13 protein-coding genes are annotated in these 13,906 nt (G+C 66.3%); 12 read left to right on the top strand and 1 reads right to left on the bottom strand.

From position 1 onward, the window contains the following. The first annotated feature begins 64 nt into the window (after positions 1 to 64). The 8 genes from ACMA5I_RS14250 (at position 65) to ACMA5I_RS14215 (ending at position 6,977) form a co-directional block, all read left to right on the top strand. Positions 65 to 934 carry a branched-chain amino acid aminotransferase gene (locus tag ACMA5I_RS14250; RefSeq protein ID WP_525886945.1) on the top strand — a complete coding sequence of 290 codons (870 nt, stop codon included), beginning with the start codon at positions 65 to 67 and terminating at the stop codon, positions 932 to 934. Positions 935 to 1,098: 164 nt separating this feature from the next. Further along, positions 1,099 to 1,455, top strand: coding sequence for a ribosome silencing factor (rsfS, locus tag ACMA5I_RS14245; protein WP_525887087.1), 357 nt, complete (start codon positions 1,099 to 1,101; stop codon positions 1,453 to 1,455). Positions 1,456 to 1,465: 10 nt separating this feature from the next. Then, on the top strand, positions 1,466 to 1,942 hold the full coding sequence (rlmH, locus tag ACMA5I_RS14240; RefSeq protein ID WP_525886944.1) for a 23S rRNA (pseudouridine(1915)-N(3))-methyltransferase RlmH: 477 nt from the start codon (positions 1,466 to 1,468) through the stop codon (positions 1,940 to 1,942). Positions 1,943 to 2,096: 154 nt separating this feature from the next. Then, entirely contained in the window at positions 2,097 to 3,623 is a 1,527-nt protein-coding gene (gene gpmI, locus ACMA5I_RS14235) for a 2,3-bisphosphoglycerate-independent phosphoglycerate mutase (RefSeq protein ID WP_525886943.1), read from the top strand. A gap of 20 nt (positions 3,624 to 3,643) precedes the next feature. Beyond that, positions 3,644 to 4,735 (top strand): murein hydrolase activator EnvC family protein, encoded by a 1,092-nt coding sequence (locus ACMA5I_RS14230; protein WP_525886942.1) that lies wholly within the window; start codon positions 3,644 to 3,646, stop codon positions 4,733 to 4,735. After that, the gene (gene ctpA, locus ACMA5I_RS14225) at positions 4,732 to 6,087 is read left to right on the top strand and encodes a carboxyl-terminal processing protease CtpA (protein ID WP_525886941.1); all 1,356 of its coding nucleotides are present in this window, start codon (positions 4,732 to 4,734) and stop codon (positions 6,085 to 6,087) included. Before ACMA5I_RS14230 ends, ctpA begins: the two co-directional genes overlap by 4 nt. Then, positions 6,084 to 6,593, top strand: a complete 510-nt coding sequence (locus ACMA5I_RS14220; RefSeq protein ID WP_525886940.1) for an RNA pyrophosphohydrolase — start codon at positions 6,084 to 6,086, stop codon at positions 6,591 to 6,593. Before ctpA ends, ACMA5I_RS14220 begins: the two co-directional genes overlap by 4 nt. Positions 6,594 to 6,641: 48 nt before the next feature. Next, positions 6,642 to 6,977, top strand: coding sequence for a DMT family transporter (locus ACMA5I_RS14215; RefSeq protein WP_525886939.1), 336 nt, complete (start codon positions 6,642 to 6,644; stop codon positions 6,975 to 6,977). On the opposite strand, the gene ACMA5I_RS14210 is transcribed toward ACMA5I_RS14215, so the two are convergent. Beyond that, positions 6,974 to 7,507, bottom strand: coding sequence for a DUF1285 domain-containing protein (locus ACMA5I_RS14210; protein ID WP_525886938.1), 534 nt, complete (start codon positions 7,505 to 7,507; stop codon positions 6,974 to 6,976). The two genes, ACMA5I_RS14215 and ACMA5I_RS14210, sit on opposite strands and share 4 nt — an antisense overlap. Before the next feature lie 81 nt (positions 7,508 to 7,588). On the opposite strand from ACMA5I_RS14210, the gene ACMA5I_RS14205 reads away from it, so the two are divergent. Genes ACMA5I_RS14205 through ACMA5I_RS14190 form a run of 4 tightly spaced genes read left to right on the top strand, consistent with a single transcriptional unit; the run spans position 7,589 to position 13,810 of the window. Further along, positions 7,589 to 8,584: an AAA family ATPase gene (locus ACMA5I_RS14205; protein ID WP_525886937.1), complete on the top strand. Its 996-nt coding sequence runs from the start codon at positions 7,589 to 7,591 to the stop codon at positions 8,582 to 8,584. Beyond that, the gene (locus ACMA5I_RS14200) at positions 8,581 to 9,372 is read left to right on the top strand and encodes a DUF58 domain-containing protein (RefSeq protein WP_525886936.1); all 792 of its coding nucleotides are present in this window, start codon (positions 8,581 to 8,583) and stop codon (positions 9,370 to 9,372) included. Before ACMA5I_RS14205 ends, ACMA5I_RS14200 begins: the two co-directional genes overlap by 4 nt. Beyond that, the gene (locus ACMA5I_RS14195) at positions 9,369 to 11,858 is read left to right on the top strand and encodes a DUF4159 domain-containing protein (protein ID WP_525886935.1); all 2,490 of its coding nucleotides are present in this window, start codon (positions 9,369 to 9,371) and stop codon (positions 11,856 to 11,858) included. Before ACMA5I_RS14200 ends, ACMA5I_RS14195 begins: the two co-directional genes overlap by 4 nt. Next, positions 11,855 to 13,810, top strand: a complete 1,956-nt coding sequence (locus ACMA5I_RS14190) for a hypothetical protein (protein WP_525886934.1) — start codon at positions 11,855 to 11,857, stop codon at positions 13,808 to 13,810. Before ACMA5I_RS14195 ends, ACMA5I_RS14190 begins: the two co-directional genes overlap by 4 nt. Positions 13,811 to 13,906 lie beyond the last annotated feature (96 nt).

Below are 13,906 nucleotides of genomic sequence, written 5' to 3'. Positions count from 1 at the left end.
GCTAATAGCGCAATTTCCTGTCGTTTGCAAAGCGGGATAGGACAGAATAGGAAAGGAAACACCGATGAGCGCGCCTTTTGATGATCGTGATGGCTGGATCTGGCTGGATGGGGAGATGATCCCGTGGCGCGATGCAAAGGTTCATATCCTGACCCATGCGCTGCACTACGCGAGCTCCGTCTTTGAGGGCGAGCGGTGCTATAATGGCAAAATCTTCAAGATGAACGAACACTCCAAGCGCCTGCTGCGCTCGGGCGAGTTGATCGACCTCGAAATCCCCTACACCGCCGAAGAGCTGGACGAAGCGAAAATGGCGGTGCTGGAGAAGAACGGCTTCACCGATGCCTATGTTCGCGTCGTCGCCTTCCGCGGGGCCGGGCCGGATATGGGTGTCGCCTCGGCGGCCAACCCGACCCGCGTGGGCGTTGTCGCCTGGGAATGGGGCGCCTATTATGGCGACGCGAAATATGACGGCGCGAAACTCGATATCGCCGAGTGGAAACGCCCCAGCCCCGAAACCATCCCGGTCGAGGCAAAGGCGGCGGGCCTTTACATGATCTGCACCATCTCCAAGCACAAAGCGGCCAAAAAGGGCTGCTCGGACGCGATCTTCATGGATTATCGCGGCTATGTGGCCGAAGCGACGGGCGCGAATGTGTTCTTCATCAAGGACGGCGTCGTCCACACCCCGCTGGCCGATTGCTTCCTCAACGGGATCACCCGCCAGACGGTGATCGCGATGCTGAAAGACAAGGGCATCGAGGTCGTGGAGCGCCACATCATGCCCGAGGAAATGGCCGATTTCGACCAATGTTTCCTCACCGGCACGGCGGCAGAAGTCACCCCGGTCGGCTCGATTGGCGACTATACATTCACCGTCGGCAATCTCGTCCGTGACATTTCGGAAAGCTATGAGGCGCTCGTGCGGGCGTGACCCCACGGCAATCGTTGAAAAAGGCCCGGCGCGTTGCTACTTTCGGTTAAGGCAACGCGCCGGGCCTTTTGAGTCTCAACCTCAAGCACATCTGGAAGCGGCGTATAAAGGAGGGCATCGTTCTGACCGAACGGGCAAATGGCGCACAAGCGGCGCAACACACCATGCCAGCGGATTTGCTGGCGCTGGTTCTCGGCAGTCTCGAAGATGACAAGGCCGAGGATATTGTCACCATCGACCTCAAGGGCAAGAGCAGCATGGCGGACCATATGGTCATCGCCAGCGGGCGCTCGTCGCGTCAGGTCGGGGCTATGAGCCAGCATCTGGCGGAGAAGGTCAAGGAGATCCACGGGCAGGCACCGCGCACTGAAGGCGCGGAGCAGGGCGACTGGGTGCTGATCGACTGCGGCGATGTGGTGGTTCATCTCTTCCGCCCCGAAGTGCGCGAGTTCTACCAGCTTGAAAAGATGTGGGTATCCGGGCCGGTGGAAGCCGCCCAACCTGCCGAGCGGGTGCAGTAAGAGCACCAGTGTGAAGGTAACGATGGCAGCGATCGGACGGCTGAAAAGCGGTCCGGAGCGGGATCTTCTGGACGATTATATCACGCGGTTTGACCGGACGGGGCGGCCTCTGGGGCTTGGCCCGCTGATCGAGCAAGGGCTCGACAACCGCAAGGCGCAGGGCATGGCGGCGGAGGCGGATCTTCTGCGCGGAGCCATCCCCGAAGGCGCGAAAGTCATTGCCCTTGATGAGCGGGGGAGCTTGATGAGCTCCCCGAAATTTTCCCAAAAACTGGCGGGCTGGCGCGATGAGGGCGTCCGCGATGTGGTGTTTCTCATCGGCGGCGCGGACGGGCTGGACCCGTCCTTGCGCGCGGGTCTCAATGGCGGCGGCGCGCTCTCTTTCGGCAAAATGGTCTGGCCGCATATGCTTGTGCGGGTGATGCTGGCCGAACAGCTTTACCGCGCCGCGTCGATTTTGGCGGGCAGTCCCTATCACCGCAACTGACGGTTTAGCCCTCCGGGCCTCGCCGGGGCGATGCCCCGTCTCGGAGAAGCGCCGCGGCGGGCACCCGCGCAGATTGCACCGCTGTTCGCGCTCTGCGGGGCTTGCGAGAGCTTTTTGAGGTCAGTAGGTAGGTTTTGAAACGGAGGCCGACCCCATGACCCAAGCGAAGAAACCCGTTGTTCTGACAATCCTGGACGGTTGGGGGCTGGAAGAGCGGCGCGACAACAACGCGCCCGCGCTGGCCGAGACCCCGACCATGGACCGGATCTGGGCCGACTATCCCCATGAAACCCTGACCACCTTTGGCAATGATGTCGGCCTGCCGGAAGGGCAGATGGGCAATTCCGAGGTCGGCCACACCAATATCGGCGCGGGCCGGGTGGTGTGGATGGATCTGCCGAAGATCGACAACGCGATTGAGGACGGCTCGCTTGCGGCCAATGAGGCGCTGGACAGCTTTGCGGCCAAGGTGAAGGCGGCGGGGGGGGTGGCGCATCTGTGCGGTCTGGCAAGCCCCGGCGGCGTCCATTCGCATCAGCGACATATTGCCGCGCTGGCCGGGATTTTGGTGGAGAAGGGGCTCAAAGTCCGCATCCACGCCTTCACCGATGGCCGCGATGTGGCCCCGAAAAGCGCGGTCGAGCAGGTCGGCGCGCTGGAGGCGGATTTGCCCGCGGGCGCGCGGATCGCGACGGTCTCGGGGCGGTTTTACGCGATGGACCGGGACAATCGCTGGGAGCGCGTGCAGGCGGCGACTGATGCGATCCTGCGGGCAGAGGGGAGTCGCGCCGAGAGCGCCCGCAAGGCGATTGAGGCGGCCCATGCGAGCGACGAGACGGATGAATTCATCACCCCCGCGATTATTGGCGATTATGCCGGGGCGAAGGATGGCGACGGGCTGATCTTCGCCAATTTCCGGGCCGACCGGGCGCGCCAGATCCTCGCCGCCATGGCGCAGCCGGAGTTTGACGCGGCGGAGATACCCGGCCGGGTTGCGTGGTCATCGGTTCTGGGGATGGTGGAGTATTCCACGGCGCATAATGCCTATATGGACGTGATTTTCCCGTCGGAAGACATTCCGAACACGCTTGGCGCCTATGTGGCGGAAAAAGGGCGGACGCAGTTTCGACTCGCCGAAACGGAGAAATATCCGCATGTGACGTTTTTTCTCAACGGCGGGGTAGAAAATCCCTCAGATGGGGAAAAACGCTACATGGCGCCGAGCCCGAAGGTGCGGACCTATGACATGCAGCCCGAGATGAGCGCCGCCGAAGTGGGGGACCAGCTGGAGCAGGCGATCCGGTCGGGGGACTATGACCTCATCGTCGTGAATTTCGCCAACCCTGATATGGTCGGCCATACGGGTGATCTGGGCGCGGCGATCAAGGCGTGCGAGGCGGTGGATCACGAGCTGGGCCGCGCGCTGCGGGCGATCGAGGAGATCGGCGGCGCGATGGTGGTGATCGCAGATCACGGCAATTGCGATATCATGGTGGACCCGGTGACGGGCAACCCGCACACCGCCCATACGACGAACCCGGTGCCTTGCGTGGTGATCGGTGCGCCCGATGGGGCGCGCGTCACGCCGGGTGGCAAGCTGGCCGATGTCGCGCCGACGCTGCTCGCGCTGATGGGCCTCGAAAAGCCCGCGGAAATGACCGGAAGGAACCTGCTCGACTGATGCGTTTTTGGCTCCCCATTATGACCCTTCTCCCCGCTTTGGCCTTTGCGGATACGGCGGACCGCTTGCGCGTCGCGGCGAGCGAGATGGAAGCCGCCGCCGCGCGGGTGGAGACGCAAGGCGCGGATAAAATCTCGCTGGCGCGGGCAGTCGGGGCATTTGACGATGCGCTGGCCGAATTGCGCGTGGCGCTGCGCGAAAGCGCGGTGGAGGAGCGGTCCTTGGTTGCGGATTTCGAGGCGCGGCGGGAGTCGCTGGGGGAAATCCTCGGCATTCTCAGCTCGCTTCAGGACGGGCCAGCGCCAGTCCATATGATGCACCCGGAAGGGCCGGTCGGCACCGCACGGGCGGCGCAGATGATGGTGACGGTCGCCCCCGCTTTGCAGGCGCAAGCGGCTGATATGCGCGCCGCTTTAGAAGAGTTGCGGGCGCTCAGGACCGTGCAGGCCGAGACGGAGGCGCAACTGACCGCTTCGCTTGCGTCCATTCAGGAGGCCCGCACGCAGCTTGGCTCCAAGGATGGCGTGCAAGTGCCGGATATGGCCCCAGAAATCGCGCGGCTGCGGGAAAGTGCGGCGAGCCTTGATGAGTTTACCGGCAATCTCGGGGCCATGGGGCGCGAGGAAACGGCGCTGCCGAGCCGCGCCGATCTCTCCGCCATGGGAATGGCCCTGCCTGCGCCGGGCGAGATTACCGCGCGCTATAATGAGGCGGATGGTGCGGGCCGCCAGCGCCCGGGCCTGACATTGGCCACCGCGCCGCAAACCCTCGTCAGCGCACCGGCGCTGGCCAATATCCGGTTTGCGGGGAGCTTTCTCGACTATGGCAATGTGGTGATTCTCGAACCGGCCGCCGGGCTTCTGGTCATTCTGGCCGGGCTCGATCAGGTTTTTGTCCGCGAAGGGCAGATAGTCGCCGAAGAAACGCCGCTCGGGCTGATGGGGGGCTTGCCCTTGGGCAGCGAGGCGGTGTTGAATGACGCGCAACAGGCGGAGGGCAAGGATTTAGAAACCGAGCCCCTCTACATCGAAGTGAGGCAGGACGACGCGACTGTCGATCCGGAAGAATGGTTCACCCTTATCGAGGATGAATCGAGCGAGGATGAAACATGAAGAAGAATTTTCTGGCCGTGCTGACGGGCGCAGGTCTCGGTGTTGCGGCGACAACGCAACTGGCCGCGCCGTTGATGGCGCAAGAGGCCGAAGCGGCCCGCGAAACCTATGAACAGCTCGATCTTTTCGGCGAGATTTTTGAGCGCGTCCGCGGCGCCTATGTCGAGGAAGTCACCGATAAGGAACTGATCGAGGCGGCAATTTCGGGGATGCTGTCCTCGCTCGACCCGCATTCGGGCTATCTGCCGCCTGAAGATTTCGAGGAAATGGAGGAGCAAACCTCCGGCGAATTTGGCGGTCTCGGGATCGAGGTCACGCAGGAAGAGGGCATGGTGAAGGTCATCGCCCCGATGGAAGGCACGCCCGCCGAGCAGGCCGGGGTCGAGGCGGGGGATTTCATCTCCCATATCGATGGCGAGTCGGTTCTGGGCCTGACGCTCAACGAAGCGGTCGAGAAGATGCGCGGGCCGGTCGGCTCGGACATTACCGTCACGCTGCTGCGCGAGGGGGAAGAGCCGTTTGACGTGACCATCACCCGCGACACGATCTCGGTGCAGGCCGTGCGCTCGTCGCTGGAAGGCGAAGTGGTGGTGCTGCGCATCAACAGCTTCTCCGAAAAGACCACGCCGGATCTCGAAAGCGAGTTGAATGCACGGGTCGAAGAGCTGGGCGGGATGGAAAATGTCCGCGGCTTTGTCATTGATCTTCGCAACAATCCGGGCGGGCTTCTGGAAGAGGCGATTTCCGTTTCCGATGCGTTCCTTGATGCGGGCGAGATCGTTTCGACCCGTGGCCGTATCCCGGAGCAGACCGACCGCTGGAACGCCGCTGAGGGCGATATGGCGGACGGTAAACCGATTGCGGTGCTGATCAATGGCGGCTCGGCGAGTGCGTCGGAGATCGTCGCCGGGGCACTTCAGGATCACAACCGCGCTGTGGTGGTCGGGACCAAGAGTTTCGGGAAAGGTTCCGTGCAGACGGTGATGCCGGTTGGGTCGGAGAGCGCGATGCGTCTGACGACGGCACGTTATTATACCCCGTCGGGCCGCTCGATTCAGGCGCTCGGCGTCTCGCCCGATGTGATCGTCGAAGCGCCGACCCGCGCGGAAGTGGAAGCCCGTGAGGCGGCAGAGGAGGAGGCGGAAAACGCGCCGAACCTCTTCATCCGCTCCGAGTCGGATCTGCGCGGCGCGCTCGACAATGACAGCCTGACGGAAGACGAGCGCACCCAGCTTGAGGAAGAGCGGACCGAGCGCGAGGAAGCCGCCGAGCGCCGCGCCGAGGACCCGCAACTGGCGACCGCCGTGGATATCGTTAACGCCATGACCACGGTGGGCGAAAGCGGCCGATGAGCGAGCTGACGGGCGCAGAGAAGGCCGCGCTGCCTTACCGGCCCTGCGTCGGACTGTGCGTGATGAACCGGGACGGGCTGATTTTCGCGGCCCGTCGCAATGACCGCAGGGCGAGCGAGGAGCACGCCTGGCAGATGCCGCAGGGCGGGATCGACAAGGGCGAAGCCCCCGAGGTCGCGGCTTTGCGTGAGTTGGTGGAAGAGACCTCGATCTCGCCGGACCGCGTTGAAATCCTGGCCGAAACCGCCGATTGGGTGCGTTATGATCTGCCCGACGATCTGATCGGGCATGTCTGGAAGGGGCGCTATCGCGGGCAGGAGATGAAGTGGTATCTGCTGCGCTATCTCGGCACGGATGACGAGATTGACATCGCGACCGACCATCCCGAATTCACCGATTGGGCGTGGAAGCCCGCCGAGGACTTACCCGCCAATATCGTGCCGTTCAAACGCGCGGTTTACGAGCGGGTGCTGGCGGAATTTGCGGGGCAGATCGGGCCGGCGTGACTCTTTTTTGATTCTCCTTTACGGCAGACCGCGAAGGAGATTCTCGCCATGACAACTGCCTATATCGCCCTCTTTGCGGCCATTGTTCTGGAAGTTCTGGGCACCTCGATGATGCCGCTGACGCAGCAGTTTACGCGGCTGGTGCCGACGGCGGTGCTGGCGCTGTGCTACCTGACGGCGTTTTACCTGCTGACGATCGCGATCAAGTTCATCCCGCTCGGCCTCGCCTATGCGATCTGGAGCGCCACCGGGGTTGTGCTGGTGGCGGCGGTTGGATGGATCGTGTTCAAGCAAACCCTTGATATGCCTGCGATTATTGGCCTCACGATGATCGTCGCCGGGGTGCTTGTGGTGAACCTTTTCTCAAAGTCCATCGGGCATTAGTCGGGCAATTCACGCTGCCGGATGAGGGGGAAGAACTCGCCTGCCGAGCGCACGCCGAACCACTCGCCCTCGGTCTCGCCAATATCGACGAGGCGGTAGAAGCTTTTGCGGTCGATCAGCGCTTCGAGATTGCGGCGCACGAGGATATAGGGCGAGGGCTCGCCGTCTTTCATTTCGACCCGGATCGGGTGATCGGCATCCGCCGTCACCGCGTCGCCGACATTGGTCACAAAGGTCAGATCGCCGTCCTGCTGGCGAAAATCAATGGCCACGAAAGGCGCGTCCTCGACCTTGATCCCGAGTTTCTCGACCGGGGTGACGAGGAAATAATCGTCGCCCTCCCGTTTGATGATGCGCGAGAAGAGCTGCACCAGCTTTTCGCGGCCAATCGGCGTGCCTTCATGGATCCAGAGACCGTCGCGGCGGATCACCAGATCCATCTCGCCGCAATAGTCGGGGTCCCACTTGTCCACCGGGGGCAGGCCGGCATTGGCCTGTGCGGCCTCAATCAAAGCATCCGTATCGGTCATGTGAGTTTGCCTTTCTCGCCACGGGCGCTAGTGTCGGCGTGAACAGGGTGTTCGCGCCCGAATGATCTAAGGATAGTGTTCATGGAGGATTTTGTCAGCCCGGCCCAGGCATTCGATCCGATTGCCGAGGAGCTTGGCGCGGCGCGCGCGGCCCTTGCGGGGGCGGTGATCGGGCAGGAGCGGGTGATCGACGGGGCGCTGATTGCGCTTTTGTCTGGCGGTCACGGGCTTCTGGTCGGTGCGCCGGGTCTGGCGAAAACGCGGCTCGTGCGGGCGATTGGCCGGGTGTTCGGCATGGCGACGAACCGGGTGCAGTTCACGCCGGATCTGATGCCGTCCGACATTCTCGGGGCCGAGGTTCTGGAGACCGCGCGCGACGGGAGCCGGGCCTTTCGTTTCATCGAAGGGCCGGTGTTTTGCCAGCTTTTGATGGCGGATGAGATCAATCGGGCCAGCCCGCGCACCCAGTCGGCGCTCCTTCAGGCGATGGAAGAAAAAGAGGTGACGATTGCTGGCGCGCATCGGGCGCTGCCCGCGCCGTTCCATGTGCTGGCCACGCAAAACCCTCTGGAGCAGGAGGGCACCTATCCGCTCCCCGAGGCGCAGCTCGACCGGTTCCTTTTGCAAATCAACGTGGATTTCCCGGATCGCGATGCCGAGCGGGAAATCGTTTTGGCGACCACCGGGGCGGAGGATTTGACCACCGCCGAGGTCGCGACCCCGCAAACATTGCAGCAGGCGCAACGGCTTGTGCGCCAGATGCCCGTGGGCGAGCAGGTGATGGAGGCGATCCTGAGCGTCACCCGCGCGCTGCGCCCCGGTGAGCCCGATGCGATTGCCGAGGCGCGGGATCTGCGTTTTGGCCCCGGTCCGCGCGGCGCGCAGGCGCTGGTGCTGGCGATCCGGGCGCGGGCGCTTCTGGATGGCCGCGCGGCCCCGGATGTGTCGGATGTGTCGGCGCTGGCGAGTGCGGCGCTCATTCACCGGCTGGCGCTGAGTTATGGCGCGGAGGCCGAGGGGCGCGATCCGCAGGACATCATCCGCGCGGCACTGGAACAGGCGGGACTGCCTCTGTGACCCAAACCCTGCCCGATGCCCGCGCATTGGCCGCCGAAATCCCGATTTCGCTGCCGGGTCTGAGCGGCGCGCAGTATCGCGGGGCGCATCGGCGGGCGATGGCCGGGCAGGGCGATTCCTTCTGGCAATACCGCGCGGCGCAGCCCGGCGATCCGGCGCAAGCCATTGATTGGCGGCGCTCGGCGCGGGGCGACACGCTCTATTTGCGGCAAACGGAATGGGAGGTCGCGCGCGAGGCGGGGCTCTGGTGCGCGGCGCGGGCGAGCATGGATTTTGCGAGCGGCGGGGTGTCCAAACAGGATTACGGCACGCGGCTTTTGGAAGCGGCGGCGCTGGCGCTGGAGGGCGGCGGCGAGCGGGTGGTCAGCCTTGAGGGGCCGGGCGCGCTGCATGTGCGGCCCGGCGGCGCGGCGCAGGCGCTGCCGCTGCATCGTCATGGACGGGCCGTGTTGATTTCGGATTTTTGGGATGCGCCGGAGGACATTGCCGCGCTGCTCCGCGCCTATGCGGGACGGGGCGTTGCGGGCGTTCTGGTACATCTGCTCGACCCGGCGGAGCGGGATTTTCCCTATGCGGGCTATGTGCGGCTGACCGGGGAGGGCGATCCGCTCGATCTGCCGGATGCCGGTGCCGCGCGGGCGCATTATTTGGAGAAACTCGCGGCGTGGCGCGGGCGCTTGGCGGAGATGGCGGGACAGGCGGGCTTTCGGGTTGTTTCGGTGGAGACGGACCTGCCGATGCGCGCGGCGCTGCGGTCCTTGCGCGATGCGCTGGTGGCGCTCCGATGATCGGGTTCGCCGCGCCTTGGCTGCTGCTTGGCCTCTTCGCGCTGCCGCTTTTGTGGCTGGCGATGCGGGCGAAGCCGCCGCTCCCGCGCGAGATTGCCTTTCCGGGGCTGGACCTTTTGCGTGATGCGCCCGCGACCCGCGCGCCCTTGTCGCAAACGCCGCTCTGGCTGCGGCTCTTGCGGCTGGCGATTGCCGCGCTGGTGATCGTCGCGCTGGCCGGGCCGGTGCTGCGCCCGACGACGCCGGGTCAGGGGCGGCTTCTGGTTCTTTACGATGGCGGCTGGGCGAGCGCGCCCGACTGGCCCGACCGCCGCGCCTTTTTGCGCGACAGTTTGCGGGATGCGGCGCGGAGCGGGCGGCCCGTGGCGCTTGTGTCTTTGGCCGAACCGGTGACGGGGCCGCTGAATTTCACCACCGCCGATGAGGCGATTGGCCGCCTCGCTGCAACCCGGCCCGCGCCTTGGGCACCGGACCCGCGCGGTTTGGCGGAGGTGGTGGCCGAGGGCGAGGATTTCGAAACGCTGTGGCTCTCCGATGGGCTCGCGCGGGACGGCGACGCGGCGCTTGCAGAGGCGCTGGCAGCGCGCGGGGCGGTGTCGCGGCGGATCATGGCACCGCCGTTGATGGCGCTCGCGACAGATGAGGAGAACGGCCTGCGTGTCCTGCGGCGCGGGACGGCAGCGCCCGCCGAGGTGACGTTGATGGCAGAGGGCGATGCGCTCACCAATTGGACGGTGGAGGGGGCGGCGCTGACCCCGCAAATCCCGCCGGGACATCTGGCGCGGATGACCCATTTTGCGCTGGAAGGCGCGCGCCATGCCGGGGCTGTGGTGCCGCTGGGCGATGCGTCGCGGGCGGCGCGGATTGTGCTGGTCGGCCCGCAAGGCGGCGAGCGGGCGGATCTGGCGGACCCGCTGTTTTACCTGCGCCGCGCTTTGGCGGGCCGGGCCGTGAGCGCGCTTCCGATTGCCGATGCGGTGGAGTCCGGGGCGGATCTCATCATCATCGCCGGGATCGCGCAGATCGGGCCGGAGGATGCGGCGCGGCTGAACGATTGGGCGGCGGATGGCGGGCGGCTGATGCGTTTTGCGACCGCGGATATGGAGAATGACGAGAGCTTGCCCGCGCCGCTGGGCGAGGGGGCGCGGTCTTTTGGCGAAGCGCTGTCCGAGCGCCCGCCGCAGACGGTTCAGGCCGGGCGCGGCGTGCTGACGGGGCTCGGCGGCAATGCGGAGATCGCCGTGCGCCAGCAGGTGTTGCTCGGTGCGGGGGCGGAGGTGCTGATCCCGCTCGAAGATGGCACGCCCTTGGTGAGCGGGACCGATACAAGCGGCGCGGGGGCGCGGCTTTTCGTGCATGTGCCGCCTGCGCCGGGATGGTCGGACCTGCCGCTGTCGGATCTGTTTTTGGGGATGATCGACCGGCTGGCGCAAATTCGCGGGCCGCTGGCCGAGGTGCCGGAAGGCGAATGGGTGCTAGAGCAGATGGTCGATGAGCAAGGCCGGCTGCGCCCACCGCCGCGCGCGGTGAGTGCGGAACTGGACGGACCGCCGGGGCCGGAGCGCCCGCCGGGGCTGTGGCGGCGCGGCGGACAGCGCGCGGGGGTGCCGCTCCTCGGGCCAGACGCGGCCCTCGTCGCGGCAGGGCCGCTGCCCGGCGTGACCGAGATTGGCGCGGCCACCACGGCGCGGCCCATTGCGCCCTTGCTGTTGGCGCTGGCGATGCTGTTGCTGGCGGCAGAGGCGCTTGGCTCGGGCCGGGTCGCGCGGCGTTTTGCACCGGTGCTGTTGGCGCTGGCCGCGCTTGCGCCAAAGGCCGAGGCGCAGACGGCCCCGATCCCGGCGCTGGAGACGGTGCTGGCTTATGTGGAAACCGGCGATCCGGCGGTGGATGATCTCTCGTCCGCGGGCTTGCGCGGGCTGAGTGCGGAACTGGCGCGGCGCACGGCGGTGGAGCCGGCGGCCCCCGAAGGCGTGGTGCCGGGGCGCGATCCGCTGGCGCTCTATCCGCTGCTTTACTGGCCGGTGACGGCGCAGGTGCTGGACGCGGGCGGACGGGCGGCGATGCAGGATTATCTCGCCAATGGCGGGATGCTTCTGATCGACGGGAGCGAAGGCCCGGACCTTGCGCGGCTGACCAGCGGGCTGACCCTGCCGCCGCTTGCGCCGGTGGACAGTGATCATGTGCTGAGCCGCAGCTACTACCTCTTGCCGCAGATCATGGGGCGGCTTGGCCCGGTGCAGATCTGGGCGGCGGCGGGCGATCAGGTGTCTTCGGTGCTGATCGGCAATGGGGATTGGGCCGCCGCCTGGGCGGTGGACGGGCTGGGCGCGGCCATGCGGCCGGTCGGCTCGGGCTATGACGGTGCGTTCCGGCGCGAGCTGACCATGCGGTTCGGCGTCAATCTGGTGATGTATGCGCTGACCGGGAATTACAAATCGGACCAGCTTCATGTGCAAAATCTGATGGATCGGATGCGCCGATGAGTTGGGCGCCGCATCTTCCCCTTTGGGCGCTTGGCGCGCTGGCGGCGCTGCTTGTGGCGGCGTTGCTGCCTTTCCCACGCCTTGCGGGGCAGGGCGGACGTTTGCTGGCGGGGGCGCTGCTGCTGACCGTGCTGGCCGGGCCGCTCAAACAGGAGATCGAGGGCACGCCGCTGTCGGACGTGGTGATCGTGCTGCGCGATGAGAGCGCCAGCAATCGGCTGGGGGAACGGGCCCAGCAGACCGCTTTGCCGCTGGAATTGGAGGAGGCGGAGATCATCGAGGTCAGCGCGGTGGAAGGGCCGCGCGGGACCGAGGTGATGCCGCCCTTGCGCGACACGCTGCGCCGGATCGACCCGGACCGGGTGGCGGCGATTGTGCTGATCAGCGATGGGCAGGTGATCGACCAGGGGATGCTGCCCGAGATCGGCGCGCCGGTGCATGTTTTGCTGACCGGGAGCGCGGCGGAGCGCGATTTGCGGCTGATGGCGGAGGCCCCGGACTATGGGCTGGTCGGTGAGACGGTGCCGCTGACCTTTACCGCGACGGGCGCGGCGGAGATGGAATTGCGGCTCTGGCGCAATGGCGCGGAGGAGACGCACCGCTTGACCGAGGGCGCGCCGCTGGAGATCCCGCTGACGCTGGAGCGCGCGGGCCGGCACCAGATTTTCGCCGAGCTTGCGCCGCTGGAGGGGGAACTCACCGTCGCCAATAACCGCGTGGCGCTGGAGGTCACGGCGGCGAAGGAGCGGATGCGGGTGCTGCTCGTCTCGGGACGGCCCTATCCCGGCGGGCGGGCGCTGCGCGGGTTCCTGAAATCGGACCCGGCGGTGGATCTGGTGCATTTCACCATCCTGCGGACCATCGACAAATATGACGGCGTGCCTGAGAGCGAATTGGCGCTGATCGCCTTCCCGACCGAGACGCTGTTCGAGGAGTTGCTGGACCAGTTCGATCTCGTGATATTCGACCGGTTCGAGGGGGCGGACTACCTGCCTGCCGCCTATCTCGACAATGTGGCGCAGCGGGTCGAGGCGGGCGGTGCGCTGATGGTGATTGCGGGGCCGGAATTCACCGGGGTGCGCTCGGTCGCCAATGGGCCGCTGGCGCGGGTCTTGCCGGGCCAGCCGACGGGCGGGGTGCGCGATGATCTGTTCACGCCCGCCCTGACCGAAGCGGGCGCGCGCCATCCGGTGACCGCGCCCTTGCGGGATGTCGAGCCGGGGCCATGGGCGCGGCAAATTCCGCTGCGGGTCGGAGAGGGTGCGACGCTTCTCGAAGGCGACGGGCCGCTCTTTCATATCGCGGAAACCGGGGAGGGCCGCGTCGGGCTGATGGGGTCCGATCAGGTGTGGCTTTGGGCGCGGGATTATGAGGGCGGCGGGCCGTATCGCGAGACGATGCGGCGCATTGCCCATTGGCTGATGAAAGCGCCGGAGCTGGAGGCGGAGCAGCTGGAGATGCGAGCCGAGGCGGGCGCGCTGATTGCCGAACGGCGGAGCCTGTCGGACGCGCCGCCGCCGCTGGTGTTGACCGGGCCGGAGGGAGAGGACACGCTCGACTGGTCCGGCGCGGATGGCGTTTATACCGCGCGTTTGCCGGATGCGGCGGAGGGCATCTGGCAAGGGCAATCGGGTGATTTGCAAGCGGCGGCCTTTGTCGGTGCGGCGCGGACGGCGGAGCTGGACCGGGTCTTGCGGAGCGAGACGCCGCTGGCCGCGCAGGCCGACGCCGCGGGCGGGGCCTTCGTGCGGCTCGACGAGGAGACGCCGCGCCTGCGCCGGGTGGAGCCGGGGCGGCGGGCTTACGGGCGCGGCTGGATCGGCGCGGTGGCCCGCGATGCGCAGGAGGTCACGAACATCACGGCGCAGCCGGCATTGCCGCCATGGGCGTGGTTGTTGCTGATTTCTGCCGCGCTGGCGCTGGCGTGGCTCAGGATGCCGCGCCGCCGCTGACCGCCTCTTGAAACCGGAAAAATTGCGCCCACATTTCTCTCATGCCGGACGCCAGAAGGGTTCGGCGAGACCGCCTCGTCCCGAAAAAGGGAGGGG

Origin of the sequence: Jujubicoccus corallicola, assembly GCF_047345645.1 — a bacterium.
Taxonomy (GTDB): domain Bacteria; phylum Pseudomonadota; class Alphaproteobacteria; order Rhodobacterales; family Rhodobacteraceae; genus JBLEFH01.
The sequence above is the reverse complement of the archived record's forward strand: the minus strand, read 5'-3'. Positions and strand labels throughout refer to the sequence as shown.